The sequence below is a fragment of the Allorhodopirellula solitaria genome (assembly GCF_007859855.1).
In the GTDB taxonomy this organism is placed as follows: Bacteria; Planctomycetota; Planctomycetia; order Pirellulales; family Pirellulaceae; genus Rhodopirellula; species Rhodopirellula solitaria.
This window is the reverse complement of sequence record NZ_SJPK01000001.1, coordinates 525,761-544,476: the sequence shown is the minus strand read 5'-3', so window position 1 is coordinate 544,476 and position 18,716 is coordinate 525,761. Positions and strand designations below refer to the sequence as shown.

Annotated in this window: 12 protein-coding genes; 7 read left to right on the top strand and 5 right to left on the bottom strand. The window is 59.7% G+C overall.

The window, feature by feature from the left end:
• Positions 1-376: 376 nt before the first annotated feature.
• The 4 genes from CA85_RS02090 to CA85_RS02075 all read left to right on the top strand — a co-directional run bounded on the left by CA85_RS02090 (position 377) and on the right by CA85_RS02075 (position 6,251).
• A complete protein-coding gene (locus tag CA85_RS02090; protein ID WP_146389618.1) occupies positions 377-865 on the top strand; it encodes a thiol-disulfide oxidoreductase DCC family protein in 489 nt (162 codons plus the stop codon).
• A gap of 141 nt (positions 866-1,006) precedes the next feature.
• Positions 1,007-4,447 (top strand): amidohydrolase family protein, encoded by a 3,441-nt coding sequence (locus CA85_RS02085; RefSeq protein WP_246112412.1) that lies wholly within the window; start codon positions 1,007-1,009, stop codon positions 4,445-4,447.
• Complete coding sequence (locus CA85_RS02080) at positions 4,444-5,760, top strand: amidohydrolase family protein (protein ID WP_146389617.1); 1,317 nt, start codon at positions 4,444-4,446, stop codon at positions 5,758-5,760. The genes CA85_RS02085 and CA85_RS02080 overlap by 4 nt, the downstream gene beginning before the upstream one ends.
• A gap of 176 nt (positions 5,761-5,936) precedes the next feature.
• Positions 5,937-6,251: a BON domain-containing protein gene (locus tag CA85_RS02075; RefSeq protein WP_146389616.1), complete on the top strand. Its 315-nt coding sequence runs from the start codon at positions 5,937-5,939 to the stop codon at positions 6,249-6,251.
• An 808-nt stretch (positions 6,252-7,059) separates the two neighbouring features.
• On the opposite strand, the gene CA85_RS02070 is transcribed toward CA85_RS02075, so the two are convergent.
• On the bottom strand, positions 7,060-8,199 hold the full coding sequence (locus tag CA85_RS02070; RefSeq protein WP_146389615.1) for a DUF1559 family PulG-like putative transporter: 1,140 nt from the start codon (positions 8,197-8,199) through the stop codon (positions 7,060-7,062).
• 760 nt (positions 8,200-8,959) lie between these two features.
• Here CA85_RS02070 and CA85_RS02065 point away from each other — a divergent pair.
• On the top strand, positions 8,960-9,544 hold the full coding sequence (locus tag CA85_RS02065; protein WP_146389614.1) for a hypothetical protein: 585 nt from the start codon (positions 8,960-8,962) through the stop codon (positions 9,542-9,544).
• 28 nt (positions 9,545-9,572) lie between these two features.
• On the opposite strand, the gene CA85_RS02060 is transcribed toward CA85_RS02065, so the two are convergent.
• Positions 9,573-11,708, bottom strand: a complete 2,136-nt coding sequence (locus CA85_RS02060) for a sigma 54-interacting transcriptional regulator (RefSeq protein WP_186774690.1) — start codon at positions 11,706-11,708, stop codon at positions 9,573-9,575.
• 117 nt (positions 11,709-11,825) lie between these two features.
• Between CA85_RS02060 and CA85_RS02055 the strand changes: the two genes are divergently transcribed.
• Both CA85_RS02055 and CA85_RS02050 read left to right on the top strand, forming a co-directional pair.
• Positions 11,826-13,244 carry a DUF1598 domain-containing protein gene (locus tag CA85_RS02055; RefSeq protein WP_186774689.1) on the top strand — a complete coding sequence of 473 codons (1,419 nt, stop codon included), beginning with the start codon at positions 11,826-11,828 and terminating at the stop codon, positions 13,242-13,244.
• Positions 13,245-13,347: 103 nt separating this feature from the next.
• On the top strand, positions 13,348-15,069 hold the full coding sequence (locus CA85_RS02050) for a hypothetical protein (RefSeq protein WP_146389612.1): 1,722 nt from the start codon (positions 13,348-13,350) through the stop codon (positions 15,067-15,069).
• A 66-nt stretch (positions 15,070-15,135) separates the two neighbouring features.
• On the opposite strand, the gene CA85_RS02045 is transcribed toward CA85_RS02050, so the two are convergent.
• The 3 genes from CA85_RS02045 to CA85_RS02035 are packed head-to-tail and all read right to left on the bottom strand — an operon-like array spanning position 15,136 to position 18,642.
• The gene (locus CA85_RS02045) at positions 15,136-17,313 is read right to left on the bottom strand and encodes a hypothetical protein (RefSeq protein WP_146389611.1); all 2,178 of its coding nucleotides are present in this window, start codon (positions 17,311-17,313) and stop codon (positions 15,136-15,138) included.
• Positions 17,310-18,251 carry an ABC transporter ATP-binding protein gene (locus CA85_RS02040; protein ID WP_146389610.1) on the bottom strand — a complete coding sequence of 314 codons (942 nt, stop codon included), beginning with the start codon at positions 18,249-18,251 and terminating at the stop codon, positions 17,310-17,312. The genes CA85_RS02045 and CA85_RS02040 overlap by 4 nt, the downstream gene beginning before the upstream one ends.
• Positions 18,244-18,642 (bottom strand): GntR family transcriptional regulator, encoded by a 399-nt coding sequence (locus CA85_RS02035; protein WP_146389609.1) that lies wholly within the window; start codon positions 18,640-18,642, stop codon positions 18,244-18,246. Before CA85_RS02035 ends, CA85_RS02040 begins: the two co-directional genes overlap by 8 nt.
• Positions 18,643-18,716 lie beyond the last annotated feature (74 nt).

Genomic DNA, 18,716 nt, shown 5'->3' with positions numbered 1-18,716 from the left:
TTTGTGATTAGATCAAGATGGAGCATTCACCCCCGCTCCCATGCGGGCTTGCCCCGCATGACAGCAAAGTTGATCGACTTGGTTTCCTGTCAGACAAGCTGACAGGGGAACTCGCGTCGATACCGCGGTTTTTCTAATTTGAAAACGTCGCTTCGGCGTGTGACAAGCACACGGGGGAGCAAACTTGTGGGGAATCAACAGCACCAAGGGCCCCTGATCCCCATGGGGTGAAAATCGACGGTCTTGATTTCCCGTTTGTGGCGATTGCGGTTAGACTCGAGATTCAGTCAGCGTAATCCACGGTGTGCTGCTCGCGTAATCGACGTTTGCGGGCATCTCCGATCGTTTCAGTCCCTCTTTGTCGCCTCTCATTGCTATGCCTGCTTCCGACAACACGAGTGCCTCGTCGTCCGCCGCAGGGGGATTGCCGGACCCAGATGAGTATTCCGATCGCGACGTGGTGATCTATGACGGCAAGTGCAATGCCTGCTCGCTAGCGGCGCGGCGGATGCATCAGCTGGACTTCGGCCAGCAGCGGCTGGCGTTTTTATCGCTGCACGACGAACGCGTTGCCGAGCGATACCCCGATTTGAATCACGACGAGCTCATGGCCCAAATGTACGTCGTCGACTCGAACGACAATCGACATGGCGGCGCCGACGCGGTCCGTTATCTGTCACGTCGATTGCCGATGTTGTGGCCACTTGCCCCGCTGCTGCACATCCCGGGCAGTGCGAATCTATGGCGGAAGGGGTATGCGGTGGTCGCCAAAAACCGGTACTGGATCTCAAAAAAATTCTTCGGCACGAAGAACGAATGCGAATCAGGATCCTGCTCGATCCATTATGAAGATCCCGTGGAGTAACAGCTTCCTTAACGGGAATAATTTGACTGCCCGCGGTTCGCATCGAGTCGTTTGACTGACTATCCTGCAGACCGGCTTGAACAGGATTGAGCCGTTTGTACGCCCGCCCGGGTCCAACCGTCTTTCTCGACGAGGCATCCTTTGAATCTTCTCCCTCCGCGTCCGCGCCTGTTTCTCGCAGTGGGGCTGCTCCTGGCTAGCACCGCTCAACTCGCTGCCGCAGACGGCCGCGATGTCGCCCCCACTGTCGGTCTGCGTCAGAATCCATCCACCACCGTGCTGCTTCGCGGCGCCACGGTGATGGCGTCCCCGGACGCCTACGCCGGCTCGACCGCGGCTCGTGGCGAAGAACCAGACTCGAGCCAACCCGAGGGTCAGGATATCTTGATTCGGGGCGGTGTGATCGTCGCGGTCGGACCGGGGCTTGAGCCACCGCCGGGCTGTGAGATCATCGATTGCGGGGGCAAAACGGTTTCGGCGGGCTGGATCAATGCCTGGCACGAGGTGGGGTCTGACGCGACGACGTCTGCCGAAGCGGGCGACGATTATTGGAATGCCAATATTCTCGCCAATCGCCGCATCGTCGAACTGGAGTCGGTACCCGATGCCGAGAAACTGCGCAGCCAAGGGTTCACGACGACTCTGCTCGCCCCATCGGGCAGAATTCTCGGCGGACAACCGGCGGTTTGGTCGCTCAACGAATCCGCCGACCACGAGTCCGGACCGCAGCGGCTCGTCGATCCTCCCTGGATGACCGCGGCGCTGAGTGTGCCCCGCCCGAATGATGCTGGGGAGCGGTACCCGAACTCGCCGATGGGCGCCGTCGCTCTGCTGCGCCAGTCGCTCTATGACGCTCGTTGGTACGGCGAAGCCACGGCGGCCCAGCAAGCCGATCGGACGCTGGCAAAACCGCATTTCAGCATCACGCTTGATACTTTGAATCCGGCCATGACGTCGTCCACGTTTGTCTTCGACGCTTCGAACGAGCGGATGGCATTGCGGGCTGAACAGATCGCCAAAGAGTTTTCGTTGCGAGCGATCATTCGCGGTTCAGGCCGTGAATACCGAGATGCCGCGGCAATCGCCGCCACGGGACGGCCCCTGTTGCTCCCGCTGAACTTCCCCAAAGAACCAAATGTTGCCACGCCGGAGGATGCTCGCGAAGTGGAACTCGTGGACCTCCTCCACTGGAAACTCGCAGCGACCAATCCCGCCGAAATGGTCGACCGCGGAGCGACGGTCTGCTTGACGACCGATCGTAGCGACGACATCGATCAGTTTCGCAAACGCTTGCGGAAAGCTGTTGAGAGTGGATTAGCCCCTCGTGACGCGATCGCCGCCCTGACAACGACGCCCGCTCGGTTGCTGGGCCTCGAGGCGACGCATGGTCGCATCGCCGCCGGCATGAGCGCCGACTTGATTCTCGCCGATGGGGATCTCCTGGACAAAGACACCGATGTGCTGAAGGTGTTCGTGGCGGGGCAAGAATTCGAGGTCACCGCGAGGCCCGGCGAAGAACTTCAATCGCTGGTAGGTTCATGGCGTCTGCAGCTCCCCAAGAGCAACCAGCATCCGGTTGATTTGGCGGTGAAGCAAAAAGACGGTCGGGTTTCGGCGAGTTTAATCGTTCATCCCGGCTCAGACGACTCGGTCAAAATTGAGCTGAAGAAGATCGTGCAGCGCGTCGACAGGTTCGCCGCCCAAATCCAGTTCGATGACGACTCCGACGCAAGACAAGCATTGGATCTGCCGCCGGGAACCCACCGGATCGTCGTCAGTTCCGCCGGGAAGTCGCTCGGTGATGTCTCCGCCGATCGCGCCTTGAGCGTGCAGATCTCGCCAACCGATGCACCGGCGCGGCGCTACCAGACGGAGTGGACGGATGCTGATAAGCAGAACGCCGAGTCCGAAGAGACGCCTGAGTCGAAAGTTGACGCTGACGATCCCGATGAGGCTGACGACGGCGACGAAGCTGACGATGAGCAAGAGGAGAGTGATGCTGAGGAAGAGGAGCGTGACGGGGCGGAATCGCCTGCCGAGCAAGACTCGTCTCAGGGCAAAGCTGCTACCAAGGCGGATTCCCAGGTTGCTGCCGAACCCATCGAAGTCGTCTTCCCTTTGGGCGCCTACGGGCGTCGGCAGCCGGTCGATCGCCCCCAACGCGTGCTCTTTCGTGGTGCTTTGGTGTGGACCTGTGAAGATCGTACAGACCTCAAGGTGCCCGATTCGCCCATGGATGTCTTGATCGAAAATGGCAAAATCGCCGCGGTGGCCGATCACATCGAGATCGAGAAAGGTAGCGACTGTGTGGTCATCGACGCCCGTGGTAAACACCTCACACCGGGATTGATCGACTGCCACTCCCATGCTGCGACCGACGGTGGGATCAACGAATCGGGGCAAGCGATCACGTCGGAGGTGCGGATTGGTGACTTCATCAACCCTACCGATATCACTGTCTATCGCCAGCTCGCTGGGGGCGTGACGTCCGCGAACATCCTGCACGGATCGGCCAACCCCATCGGCGGCCAGAATCAAGTCGTCAAGTTTCGCTGGGGCGATTCCATGGACGACTTCCGTTTTGACGGAGCACCGGCAGGGATCAAGTTTGCCCTCGGTGAGAACGTCAAACGCTCGACATCACGCTATCCCAATACGCGAATGGGAGTGGAACAATTGCTTCGCGACCAAATGCTCGCTGCTCGCGAGTACGCGATCGCCCACCGTCGTTGGCGGGCCGGCGAACGGGACAGCTTGCCGCCGCGTGTTGACCTGCAACTCGAAGCGATTGCAGAAATTCAAGCTGGTCGCCGCTGGATTCATTGTCACAGCTACCGGCAAGACGAAATTGTCGCAACGCTCGATGTGCTCGCAGAATTCGGTATCCAGATCGGATCGCTGCAGCATATTCTCGAGGGCTACAAGGTCGCCGACGCGATGCTCGAACACGGCGCCATGGCGTCTTCGTTCGCCGATTGGTGGGCGTACAAGTTCGAAGTTTACGATGCGATCCCGTACAACGGCGTGCTCATGCACAACGCCGGAATTGTCGTTTCCTACAACAGCGACGATCCGGAAATGGGGCGGCACCTCAATACCGAGGCTGCCAAAGCGGTCAAGTACGGTGGCGTCCCGCCCACCGAGGCTCTGAAGTTCGTCACCCTCAACCCCGCCAAGCAATTGCGGATCGACGAGCGGGTGGGATCGATCGAAGTTGGCAAGGAGGCCGATTTGGTGCTGTGGAGTGGACCGCCACTCTCGACCACGACCCGCTGCGAGCAAACTTGGATCGATGGACGGCCCATGTTTGATCTCGAAGACGACGCTCAGCTCAAGAAACGCGACCGGGCCTGGCGCAGTCAGCTCGTTCAGGAACTGCTCGACGGGAAACCCAGACCTGCCCCGCAGTCGGACGAGAAGTCGGACGCGTCGACCGACGTTGCCGAGGAAGACCGTTGGCTCAGCTATGACGAATACTGCTCCTCCCGAGGCGGCCAACGCGCCGCGATTGAAGAACGCTCGATGGACCAACGCGCCCGGGAAAAACGATCACGAGAACACAGCACAGGAGATACGAAATGAAGGTTTCACGTCGCCATTTATTGGCATCGGCTCTGGCCCTCACCTGCTCGCTGACGGGCTCGATCGGACACAAGGCTCAGGTTCACGCTCACGATATCGTGCCCGGTGCGCCTCAGCAGCAACCGGTGTTAATCGAGAACACCACGCTGCATATCGGCGATGGTTCGGTCAAACGCGACACATCGCTGTTGTTCGATCAAGGCATGATCACGCGAATCGGTCGGAACGTGGAACGCCCCGAAAAAGTGACCGTGATCGACGGCCGAGATAAGCATGTGTATCCCGGTCTGATCGACGCGTTCACGAACTTGGGGCTGCGTGAAATCACGGCCGTTGATGTAACCGTCGACAACAGCGAACGAGGCGATGAGAATCCGAACGTCCGCTCCTGGGTCGCCTTCAACCCGGACAGTGAGCTGATTCCGGTCGCGCGAGCCGGTGGCGTGATGGCCGCCCATGTTGTCCCCGGAGGCCGCTGGATCCAAGGCCAATCTGCCGTCATGCAGCTCGACGGATGGGGGGCCAAGGATATGCTGATCAGCGGCCCCTGCGGTCTGTGCGTGAATTGGGAGAGCATGGTCCCAAGGGGCAGCGACGCCAAGGCAAACGCCAAGCGATACGATGAACAAATCGCCAAAATGGATGACTTGCTCGACCAAGCCAGGCGTTACCGAGATCAGCGTGCCGCCGATCCGTCCGCCGCCAGCGACGTGCGGCTGGAGAGTTGGATTCCCGTTGTCGAGGGAGAGCGGCCGGTATTCGTGCAAGCCGACCGGATGGCAACGATTGAATCGGCGATCGGGTACTTCACCACACGGGAGATCCCGCTGGTGCTGTGCGGTGCGGCCGATGCGATGCACTGCATCGATTCGATTCGCGATCACGACGTTCCCGTCATCTTGATCGGCACCTACCGCTTGCCACGCCGGCGGCACGATGCCTACGACGCCCTCTATGAACTGCCCTCGCAACTTGCCGAGGCCGGCGTTCGGTTCGCCATCGCGGGGGAGGGCTCGGGGTACCCCGGTGGCGCTTCCAACGTTCGCAACCTGCCCTATCATGCGGGGGTAGCTGTCGCCTACGGCCTCGACCGAGAGCAAGCCGTTCGTAGCGTGACGGGATCGCCTGCTGAAATCCTCGGTGTTGCCGATCGAATCGGCACCCTCGCGAATGATAAAGAGGCCACCCTGATTATCGTCGACGGTGATGTCCTCGAGTCGGACACCCAGGTCGTCGACGCCTACATCCAAGGGCGGAAGGTAGACCTCCGCAGCCGGCACCGCCAACTGTACGACAAGTACAAGCAGAAATAGGTGGACGCCGACCGCGTCTGAATCTCCGCTACGACCGCTAAGACTTCACTTTTTCAGTGCGTTCTGGTTAAGTTGCAGGATTTTTCCCTTTTTGCTGTGGTCAAAAGCTCGTTAATCGGAAATATTTATGGGTACAAGGTTTCTGGTTAAAAAGCTCCCGCACGGATTGGGTATTCATGACTGCTCTGACATCGACGGCCCCTGCACGATACACCGACGCCAACGAAGTTGACGCCCTGCGACGAGATGATGCTGGGCAGTTGTCTGACGAACGGAAGCAGCCCAATAGCCCTGCGGTATCGGTGCTTGCCGAGAGTTCGGTTTCGGAACTGCGTCGCTTGCGAGTAGAAGAGAGCGACCAGTCCATCTATTTGAGCGGCCGCGTTCGTAGTTTCTATCACAAGCAATTGGCGCAAGAAGCCATTCGCCCAGTCGCCGATGGCCGCCAAGTGGTCAACCGCGTCGACGTTTGCGACCGAGGTCAAATCTGAGTTTGGATGGCCTTGGTACGGAAACCTGGTAGAACATCGGCGTGACTCGGCATGCCGGCTGATCAGCGCGTGATCAATCAGTCGCGGATTTAGCGAAGGCTTTCCGTAGTGGACGAGGCGACGAGCTGGTCATTACGCACAAAACCAGATCCCCTATCAGCTTGTCTGACAGGAATCACCGTTTTGTGATTAGATCAAGATGGAGCATTCACCCCGCTCCCATGCGGGCTTACCCCGCATGACAGCAATGTTGATCGACTTGGTTTCCTGTCAGACAAGCTGACAGGGGAACGTGTGTCGATACCGCGGTTTTCTAATTTCAAAACGTCGCTTCCCGTGTGACAAGCACACGGGGGAGCAAATAAATGGGTAATCAACAGGAGGCGACGAGTCCTTGGATTTGGCGCCAGTTCAGGACTCGTCGCCTCGTCCACTACCCTAAGAATAAGTCGTGACAGACCACTAGTATCCAATGATTGTTCAAAAATGCGTCCCTGACGAACAAACGCTCGCCAGGGACCGACAACACCATTGGCGTACCGCTTTTGCAGGGAAACGCTGGCGACCGAGATATCCCTTGCCAAGCCAGCACCTCTGCAGAGCTCGGCTCCGTTTCTCTCGGCAGTGCCAGTCTAACATTGATCATCACATCCCACAAATAAATCCTTCGATACTGGAGCCATGCCTTGAAAACCTCGGGCGCACGCTCCCGTCGGATGAGCCAAAAAAAGGCAGTACTCGTGAGGAGTACTGCCTTTTCAAGCGTTCGCTAGTCAGCAGGATCGCTCACTGCCGAGTGGATGCTTCCTTAGATCGCATCCTCATCGATTACGTATTCTTGCCAAGGCACATCGCTGGATTTGCCACGAGGTGTGAGCAAGGCTTGGTAGACACGGTAATCAATGGAAGTGGTGATATAGCGAGTACCACCATCGGCCATGCCCGCGTTAACGCCATCAACGTGAGCCGACGAGGGACGTGCGAGGTCTGCAACGGTAGTCGATCCCACTGGAGAACCCATCGTTTCAACAAAAATGGCTTCACTAGCAAGTGGTCCGCGACCATTGATTTTGTGTTTAGCCTCCACTGCGACAGGCGCGCCGTGGCTCCAAAAGCTGGTCAAGTTAGTGTCGTTAAACTGGTCATCCTCGTAGTGCCAAACCATTCCCTGGACATATCGTGCAGCAGGTGGGTAGCCAGCAGGGGTCGCTTCATTAGTGCCGCTGAGGACAGCCGCGGCCTGTAAACCGAGCGCGTTCCAAGGTAGAGCCTGCACATTCTCGCTAAAGAGCATCGTGTTGCCCTGACCATCTTTCATGTCGTCCAGACGCATCTTCGGGCCGATGGCCGCACCAGAAGCACTGTTTCCGGCATATTTGTTGTTGAAAACACCATTTGCTCGGCTCATCGAATCTTCAAAGTTCACCAAAAACCCTTGCGTCGTGCCGCTTCCTGCATAGGGCTCCATGCCATTGTTAGAGATGTAACTATTGCGCGCTTTGTCTGACTCGTCGTTCGGATTACTCGGGCACTGCATAATCGCGAGGTTGGGCGAAGAGTTCGTGTTGAACTCTGCGCTAGTATCGAGAATCGGATAACGATCTTCGGTCCATGCTTCGTAGGTAGGCTGGGCATCGAGCCATGGCATCAAGGCAACGGTCCAAGTGCCGAGTTTGACATGCTCGTCGATGGTTCCGGCGGGATCCGATGGGTCGACGCCACCCGGGAAAACGCCGTAACTCTGAAGGTACCCAGGCAGTTCGCCTTTGGTGTTTTCGTGTTGAATTGCGGCCAACGCCAGGTTTTTCAGCTGCGTGGCACACTGGTTCCGCCGCGCGGCTTCCCGGGCGGCATTGACAGCGGGGATGAGCAGACCCATCAGGATGCCGATGATCGCGATGACCACCAACAGTTCGACGAGCGTGAATCCGGGACGTTTGTTTTTCATCTGGCGTGGGTCCGGTACTTGGAGAAAGAAGAGCAGTCCAGCCGCGGGATATTCATTTCGATCTATCCGCCCTTGGCTGATTACTGAAGATCGCAATCGATTATATCCCGGTTGCACCTTGCGATGCAACTAGTTTCTTCGCCTTGGCAGCAGCAATATGGGTCGAATCCCCACGCAGAGAGGGGCTCGAGACGCTCTCGCTCCGCAACCAGAAGCCTGCGCAGTTAGCCGCGGATTGCGATGCGCGGGAGCCGCGCGAACCTCTCGACGGTGGCGTTGCGGGTTGTCGAATAATTGAGCTGAGACGCATCAGCGGCCGGGTGGGCGGCGTTACCTGGGGCCATATGGCTAATGCCACCTACTTCCGACCGCGAAGCGGTCTTGGTAACCCGACGCGTCAGCAAGGATCACTTGCTCGCCACACAAAACACCGCATTTTCCTTGCTGGCGCGTCGGGTTACCATCGTGATGACGCCCCGAACGGGGGCAAAATAGATGGCATTGGCCATACAGCACTCGGCTCACCATTGCGGGGCCACAGAATTGGCACAACATTCGCTCCAAAAGTCTCTTGGCTGGACTGGACATTTAGTCACAATCAGCGAGGGGCGTCTATTTTTTCGTCTTGGTGGCGGATGGGAATGATGTTTGGTCATTCGCTCCTATCGCTGCCCCGCTCGATGCGGGTGCCTGCCGATTCCGCGCGGCGGCCCAATCGCCGCGTAATCCCACTTTTAACACGTTTTCGGAGATTCGTAGTATGACTCGTATTCTGTTCTCTCTCGCTGCTCTCTGCCTGATCGGCTCGCCAATCGTCTCGGCAGGCGACGCGACGGCATCGAAGGATTCCGCAGACAAGGGACTTTGCGCCGGCGACAAGGTCGGGGCGTTCCAAGTTACCAAGATCGCTGGCGGTGAAGGCGACAGTGTGAAAGAGGGCTCCACCCTCTGCTACCGCTGCAAGTATGGCCAACGTCCCATGGTGATGGTGTTCACCCGCGGTACCGAGGGTTCGGTCGCGAAATTGGTCCGCCGCATCGACGCCGCTGTCGTGAAGCACTCCGACGATGAGCTGAAGGGTTTGGTGACGCTGATCGGTAAAGAGCCAGAGGCTCTGACCAACGACGCCAAAGCGATGGCCAAAAAGCTGAAGAACAAGAAGAACGTGCCCATCGTGGTCGCGAAGGATGCTAAGAACGGCCCCGACAGCTACAAGCTGAATGCGGACACCGCGGTCACCGTCCTCTTGGTCAACCACTCGGAAGTCATCGCTCGCCACGATTTCGCCGCTGACCAAATCGACGTTCCTGCTGTGATGAAGCAAGTCAAGGAAATGTTGAACTAAGACGATTGCCAAGCCTATTCGGCTAGCATCACGATTTCCCGCTGTGCTCCGCATAGCGTTTAAGTTTCCGATCGAGCGTACTGCGCTCGATCTTGAGAATCCCCGCCGCTTTGCTCTTGTTGCCGCCTGTGCTTTGCAGCGTCTGCTCGATGTGTTGCCGCTCCAGTTCAGCCAACGAGATTGCTGGTGGCTGGACCGTGGCGGGGGATTCCACCGGCGGCGGCGTGAGGCGGCCGCCCTCTTGAGCCGGTGTCAGCAGCAGGTCGGCGGTATCAATCTCGTGTGGACCGCGACTATCCAGCGGCGCCATCACGACCGCTCGCTCGATCACGTTTCGCAGTTCGCGTACGTTCCCAGGCCAAGAATAGTCCAATAGCTTCTGCTTGGCGGGCCGAGACAGGCTCATCGGCATCCGCCCCATCGATTGCACGAAGGAGGCGACGAAATGTTCAGCCAAGAGCACGATATCGCGACCTCGCTGGCGTAGTGGTGGGACGACAATCTCGATCACATGCAGCCGGTAGAACAGATCCTGCCGAAACTCACCTTTCCGCACCATCTCTTGGAGGTCTCGGTGGGTTGCCGCGATCACGCGGACGTCGACCCGGACAGGAGATTGCCCGCCCACTCGCTCAAACGGGTGCCCCTCGAGAACTCGCAACAGTTTGGCTTGCAGGTCCAACCCCATCTCGCCGATCTCGTCGAGCATGAGCGTGCCACCCGAAGCGGCTTCGAATTTACCTTTTTTGGAATCGGTCGCACCCGTGAAAGCCCCCTTCTCGTGTCCAAAGAGTTCACTTTCGAGCAAGTCCTTGGACAAGGCGGCGCAGTTGAGGCAGACCAAGGGCCCGTCGGCCCGCTCGCTGGCGACGTGGATGGCCGAGGCAACGAGTTCTTTGCCGGAGCCGGATTCTCCCCGCAGCAGCACCGCGGCATGGGTCCGTGCGACTTGGGCGATCTGGACCTGCACGTCCGCGATCGCTTTGCTGCGGCCAAGAATTTCTACGCGGCCGGCGAGCTGTTTCCGCAATCGGCTGATCGTTTGCTGGGATTGATGCAGGGTTTGTTCGAGTTGGTGCCGTTGATGCAGCGACTGACAGGCTTGGCAAAAGATCTCGCAAGCGGTGACGATCAGAGCGAGGTCCCGTTCGGCTAGCGACGCATCTCCCGAACCGGTCGTGGCGTGAACGAGTCCCCGGGCCGGCCGCGGCGGTCCTTCGGCAGCGTCTTCGCCTTCGATCGGAACCTGCAGCGGCGCCAGCACGAGCGATTCGACATCGATCTCACCACGCGTGTCGGCGGTAGCGAGGTGTCGATCGCCGAGGACGTTGCGGGCCAAGAGCGCCGCCGCACCGGGGGCCCGGATCTGACGGACGAGGTTCTCCGGGGGCCGCCGGTAGCGATGACCGGCCCGTTGATGGACGTGCCGGGGCAGTGGTAAGTCTTGATCGGCAGCGAAGAGATACAACCCGATCTCCGCCATCGGCAGTTGGCTGGCAAGCGTCTCGGCGAGAGTTTCGAGCAAAAGTGTCGCGGCGGCCTCCCAGTCGCCTGCGGGGCACTCCAGCCGCCCCATCGCAAAGGCCATTTGCAGCAACGAGTGGCTCGCGGCGTCGCTCCCGTCCGCTGGCGGCGTCTGAGCGGCAATCGTGTGGACCGGCCTCACCGCGCGACGTGCGTCTGATTGGGTCGGTTGCAACGATTGTGCAGGTGACTGCGAAACAATATCGAGCCATTGCGATTCGGGATCGGGCGAAAAATCGTCGCCCAATTGCATGGCGTCCTCGGTGGCTCCCTCTTCGAAATCGGCATCGCCACCGTCTGGCGAGACAGCTGTTGAAGCGGGGCCTGCCCAGCGCGCGAGGTCGTGGGTGAATCGCATTTCGAAGCCGGCCACCTGCAACCGATCGCCTTCGGTCAATTTGCTCGGATGTTGCGAATTAACCCGCGAATCGTTGATGAACACACCGTTTCGGCTGGCGAGATCCTCCACGAACCAGCCTCGATCCTGGTGGAAAACCCGGGCGTGCTGGCGGCTCGCTCGACCGCTCCGGAGTACTATTTGGTTCTGCGAGGAGCGTCCCAGTATGACGTCCCCGGAATTGGCCAATCGATAGACGTCGGTCCAGCGGGCACCGTGATGGAGAACCAAATAGGCATCCATTGTGGAGGAAACTGCGGTAGAATGATTGGTCTTGCTTGTCACTGGAAAATCTCACAACTATTCTAGACACTCGCCGCCATCTTACGAAACTTTTCACCTGAGCAGGAATCTGTCTCGATGCGTTCTCTCCTCCGACGCCCGTTTGCCCATTCGCACGAAGACGGTTCCCCGTTTGCCACGTGCGGACTATTTGCCACACTCGCTTGTCTGGTCGCACTCCTGATGACTGCGAGCACGGCCCATGCTGGACTCGGCTTAGGAAACCGGCAGGCTGTCGGGGGGGTCATGATCGACCCCGAAGGCAACGTGCGGGCAGCCACCGCAGCGGAACAGAAGGAGATGGCTGCCAAACTCCGGGCGGCGATCAACCAACCGGCCGGCAAGCTCGGCGAGGCGACCGATACCCGAGTGATCTCGCTGGCGAGGTTGCAGGACGCGCTGCGAGATATCCATGAATCCGGCGCCAACCTGGACGACGAAACCGCGTTCTTAGCCGGTTTGCAGCGGATCGAATATGTCGTTGTCGATCAAGAGAACCATGACATCCTGTTGGTCGGCCCCGCCGAGCCATGGGAAGTGCGTCCTGACGGAACCGTCGTCGGCAAGGAGTCGGGCGGCTCGGTGCTGCGTCTCGATGACTTGGTGACTGCCTTTCGCAGTGTCGAGGAGGCCCGGCGTGATGGCGGGATCCGCTGTTCGATCGAACCCACCGCCGAAGGCCGCAAACGGCTACAAGGATTCTTGAAAAACATCGTGCTCCGCCCTGGCCAAAATCCAGCATTCCTCGAAGCCGGAATGCGACAAGCCTTTGGGCCGCAGATGGTGAAGCTGGCCGGTGTGCCCACCGACAGCCGATTCGCTCGTACGCTCGTGGCCGCCGATTTTGAAATGAAACGGATCGCCATGGCTCTGACCCCCTCGCCCGTCGAGGGGCTGCCGAGTTACCTCGACATCGCCCGCAACAAACGGCAATCGGCTGCCCAGAGCCCACGGTGGTGGATGGCCTGCAACTACGACGCGATTGCTCGCGATCCCCAAGGCGATGTCTGGAAGATCAGCGGCCAGGGCGTCAAAACGTTGACCGAAGAAGACATCGTCGCCGACGACGGCAGTGTTGCTTCGGACGGACGCCAGGATCCTTTGGCGTTGAAGTGGGCCGATGCGATGACGGACCAATACGACGCATTGTCTAAGGAACGCCCCGTGTTTCGTGATCTCCGCAATGTCATGGACCTCGCCGTCGTGGCGACGCTGATCACGCAGGAACAGCTCGATCAACGCAGCGGGATCGATCTGAACGTTCTCCGTGGTAACGATTCACTGATCGAAACACCACGGTTCGACCTGCCGCAATCACTCAGCCCACAGTGCAGTTTCATTCACGGCATGGCCGGTTGGACGGTGACAGCATCCGGTGGCGTGAACATCAATGCATTCGGCGTGGTTGATAACCAAGTCGAGGAGACTGAACTGCAAACGCTCGTCAGCGTCCGTGACGACAACCAAGCCGCTGGCTGGTGGTGGAACGGCGAGTAGGTTTCTCTTGTCGCAGCGACAGCGGGTTTGGTAGCGTCGGTCGGATTCGTCGGAATCCCCGACACTGCCGTGAGAGCATTCCGTTAGCCCCCTGTCCGCTGCCATGAGCCATTTTCGTCGTCAAGACGACCGCCGCCGCCGCGTTCTGATGACGACGGCAGCGGCGACATCTGCGAGCCCCACGAGCGCTTCACGCAGCCGGATTGAATCACTCCGCGAGGCGCGGCACCCCACGCTCGTCTACGGCACCCGGGTCGACGAGGCTCTCCAGGGACGCTGGTTCTCGCTCGTACCCGTCGAGCGGTCGACCTTGGCGAAACTCCTCTCGGCACTCGCGCTGAGCGTGCTCACGGTCGTTCTATTGAATGACGCCACCGTGCGATTCGCGGCAATCGAAAGTCGCCCCGAGTTCGTCAATGTTTTGCAAATTCACCGGCTCGGCAGCTTGGGTCGCTATGTCATCGGCGTGATGTACCTCGCCTTGGCCGGCGCGGCCTGGATGGTTTATCAGCTCCGCCGATTTCGCAACGATGATTTTCGAGGCGACTATCGGCTTTGGCAGTGGGTCGTCGGCGTTGCCCTGTCGGCCAGTCTCGCGACGATGGTGCCAGTGCTGGCGATGTTCGGCGGCGCCGTCGAATCGCTGCTCGGCCGGCGGATCGCTCTCTCTGGACATGATTGGATCGGATTATTTCTCGTCGTCGGCGGCGCCATCCTTGCCCTCCGCACCATCGCCGAGATGTGGCGATACCGGGCGAGCATGACACTGTTGATCGCAGGCTGGCTCTGGGCGGCAATTCCCGTGGCGGCCCAGTGGAACGTGATCGTGGTCGACTCCAACTTGAAATGGTCGATCGTCACCTCTGGATCGCTGGTCTCGGTATCGCTATGGCTCGCCGCCTCGGTGTGCTACTTGCGTTCGCTCTATCACGAAGTTCGTGGGATTGAACCGTCGATGGGGATTGTCGAACGAATCCGCAGCGTTTCGCTGCCTGGCATCAATTGGCGGAAATCTGAATCGCGCGGTGACTCCTCAGACTCCGACGCCCCGCAGCCACGCAAACCGACAACCAAGCCGGTTGCAGCCAAACCAGCCACCGCGCAGGCGAAGCCGAGCGAGCCCGAGTTCAACCAAACACCTGCCAAGCCGACCAAGTCCACTGACAGCGATGCGGATCAACAAACCGATTCCGGCAGCCCCTCCCCGAAACGGCGTTTGTTCGGCTTGCTACCACCCGCCAAAGCAAAATCCGCCAAGCCCAAACCTAAGCCAACGAAGACCAAAAACGTGAAACCGAAGTCCGCCCAGGTCAGCGATCACGAATCCTCCGAAAGCGAGCCGACGCCTAGCAAGCAATCAGCCGCTCGCAGCACCGCATCGCCCGATCGCGGCGAAGACAGCGCAGACGGTGAGGAAAATCCCAAGCCCAAACGCAAATGGTGGCCGGGCCGAGGAGCCAAGCCCTCACCCGATCCAGCGGCGGACGTGCCAGCGAAATCGGCAGCGGATCCACCTCGCGAAGAACCGTCGCCCACCGACGACGAAGCGCCCAAGAAACGTCGCTTCGGCCTCGGTTCGATGATGAAGCGAAAGAAGCAGGCGGAAACGGACGACGACGAACCCGAGACCCAACCAACCCAGCCAGCAGGAAATCGGGCTGCCTCGAAATCCAATTCGGCGAACGCAGCCGAACAGCCAGCCGACGATGACGACGACCAAGATGAAAGCGCAATCTCGGAAGACGATATCGACTGGTCGGGCATGAACAAGGCGGAACGTCGCCGGATGAGAAAGCAGCTCAAACGCAGCGGCCGAGCAGCCTGAGCTGCTTCATCGATAATTTTTTCCTGAGCGAACCGCAGCGCAGCGGAAGAGGCGGCGAGCCGGTCGTTAGGAAACGGACGCCTCATCCGAAAGAAAGACGTCGTCGTGGACCGGTCGCTGCCACGCTTCTTCACAGTGCTCACACGACTCGGTGTCAACGCGGCGTGCGTTTCCGCAGTGGCTGCACGCCGTCCGGTGCACCCGGCGGTAGATGGCCAGGATGGACAGTGGAGCGATCAACCCCAGCATCACGACTGACACGGACCAAGCGATGGATTGTTGTCGAGAGAGACCGCGTCGATTCGCCGCTCGGCGGGTGAGCCAGATCGCCAGCAGCGTGACCAAGGCGAAGCTGCCGGCTAAGGTAGTGAACTGGATCGGGAAAGAAAGTAGGCCCTGCCAGCCTTCACCCATGTCACCACGAAAGACGCTTACCCAAGTCGCCAGCACCGCCACGCAGACCCCGACGGCACCTGGCAGCACGCCCAGTAGTACAAAGCTCCAGCGGAAGCGATCGATGTCTGTGTCTCGGATCGGCAAGGGTTGTGAATCGTAGCTGACCCTCGCGAACTCACCGCTCGCTGCGACGCGGTAGAGTTCTTTGGTCTGCAGGTGGTGTGTGGACATGAAAAGCGTGCTGCCGGCGAGACCGAGGCGGAGGTTCTTGGCGGACGCGATGAGGCCCGGAATCGGGAAAGTATGCACTCGTTGGGCGTGAAGAGAGAGCTTGGCGAGTTGCCGGTAGTTCGTCGGGTTGTATTGCCCATCTTTCCTTTCCGGTTCCTGATACCACGTATCCGACCCGGTTTCATCGACGAGCTGATACTCATGGATTTCATTCCCATGACGTAGCAGCAGTCGCGGCGCGTGCCCCGGATCGCCTCGCACCACCGTGGCCGAGTCGTTCGGTTGGTCGATGATCTGCGTGATGGAAACCGGCGAGCTTCCGACTAAGTATACCCCGTCGGAATCAATCAATGGCGGGGTGTAGCCAGACTCCTGAAAGAGTAAGAACGTACTGCTACCGCTGGGATTCGACGAGAACGGGCTGCCGGAGAAATCACGGGGACTGTAAACGCCGTCCCGGGCGATCGTGTGAGTCCACCGCCGCACCGGATAGCCTTGATAGCAGAGCAGGAACCCTCGCTCGTCGTAGCTGGTCAACAAGCTGCTGTCGATGTTGAAGGCAGGCCGGGTGAAGAACCCATCGCTGGAAGATGTCGATCTCGTTGTCACTTGCAGTGAACTGAATGGGTGGAGATGGTCAGCGTCGACTGCCCCTTGCTGGCTGTCGACGGCCGTGTCGCTGTCACTGATGGCGTCTCCAATGATGGCTTTCGCTCCGATTGGCCGATCATGATACCGGCTCGTTTCGCCGTCGTATTCGCTCAAGTAGGTGACCAACCATGGATCGCTTGTCGCAGTGTTCATCGCGAGAGTTTGGTAGGGCTGCGGAACGTACAGATTCGAGCGTGTGAATTGCTCCCCGATGATCGCGAACAGAGCAATCGCGGCCAGATAGGACACCGTCGCACCAATCAGTAGGTAGGCGGGTATTTGCCAGCGATGTGAGAGCTGCTGGTTGGTACGCCAGGCCGGTGGATCAGTAGCAAGTTCGACCCAGCTCTGGCGGGACACGATGACGATCCACGCCAGAACCGGAATCACCAACAGCAGGCAGACGCCCGACCACCAGAGCCCGCCGGACGTCAACAGAGCAAAGAGCAAGAACAAAGCGGCGGCCACTGGTACCAGCGGCAAGCAGCGTGTGCCCCACCAGATCGCAGTTCGCGACATCACCATCATGGCCGCAGGATGCATCGCGAACGCGGCCAAGCAGAATACGAGTGAGGGAACGACCTGGGCCGGCCGCATCGGGTACCAATCCATGCCGTTGGCACCTACCCATAATGCGAGTATCGCAATGGGGACGATCACACTAACGGCGTAAAGCATGAACCCCGCTTGGGTCTTGGCCAGAAAGATTTGGCTCGCCGTGACACCGCGGTGCTGGAGGTACGCCGCTGGGCCTGGCTGCAGGTCCCGATACGACTGAACCACACCCAACGCAAAAGCGAGCAGCGGGGTGACAATCGCTAGCTGCATCAACAGCTCGCCCGCCAACAAACCGCTCGAATTGCGATCCTGGGGATAGGCGATCCAACACGCAGTGGCGACCACCAGCATGCCGATGGGTAGCCAGCGGACGTTTTCGCGTAGTTCTTTCCAAAGCAACCGTTTCATGATGCATCCTCGGTATAGAACGAGTGATAAACTCGGGATCGGGATAGGTACGCCAGCACCGCGTCTTCGAAGGTCACGTCGGCCGGTTCCATCGCGCGGCTCTCGATCGCCGACAGTGCCGCCCGCGTGTCCTCGTCTGGGTCCACGACCGTCACCTGCCAGCGCTGCCCGAGTGGCCGGCAATTGACAATCCGCGGAATCGGAACCGGCATGGACAGATTGCCCGCCGCCGTCGGCGAGTCAGGCGCATCGATCGTCCAAGCCGCGATCCGCGCGCGAAAATGATCGATCGTTGTATTGACGACCATCGTGCCGTCGACCATCAATGCCACGCGGTCGGCGACTCGTTCGACATCATCGAGCAGGTGACTGCTCAGCAAGACCGAACGCTGGCCCGATTGGCAGAACTCGAGAATTGTCTCATTGAGAGCTCGACGACTGACCGGATCGAGCCCCAGAGCTGGGTCATCGAGAATGAGCAGTTCGGGATTGCTCGCGAGCGTCGAAGCTAACGACACGCCCGCCCGCTGGCCGCGACTCAACCAAGCCACTTTGGCTTCGGTGTCGATCCCGAAACGGCGGACCGACCGCTCGAAAAATCCACCATCCCAGCGCGGATGCGTCTCCCGGCCAAATCGCTCGCACTCCCGCACCCGCATCCACGGATAGAGAAAGTGGCCCTCAACGGTGTGCCCGATCCGGGCGCGAGTCTCCGGTGTGAGGCAGCGACTGTCCACGCCGAGCACTTCGCAGGACCCTCGCGTCGGCTCGAGTAGCCCCAGCAGCATGCGGATAGTCGTCGTCTTGCCCGCACCGTTGAGGCCGAGCAAACCGACGATCTGGCCGCGCGGGACAGCGAAATCCAGCTCCTCCACAACCGCTTTGTGACCAAAATAACGCGTCAGCCGCCGCGTTCGAATGACATCAGACTCAGCCATTTTGTTTGCCTCGCGAGTTGAGTTTGTCGAGTTGTACGCTCATCCGCTCGAGAATCTCTGCGTTTGAGAAATCGAGCCGGATGGATTCGTTGACCGCCGTTTCCAGAGCCTCGTCGAGACGCCGCAGACGCTCGTCTTGGGAATAGACCGCCCGCCGCTCGGTCACGAACACGCCGCGACCTGGCTGGGTCTCCAGAACCCCGTCCGCGACCAGCTCCGCGTAGGCTTTCGCCACGGTATTGGGATTGACGACGAGCTCCTTCGCCAACGCCCGCACACTCGGCAGCGGATCGCCGACTGCGAGCTCGCCAGCGGCGACGGCGCGCTGAACCTGGTCCGCAATCTGGCGATAGATCGCGGCACCACTGCCTGGGACCACTCGAATTTGCATCACCAACCCTCCACCGAAACCGGGGAACCAACTGTACTGCTACACATAGTACAGGTGGTGCAGCGGCGAATCAA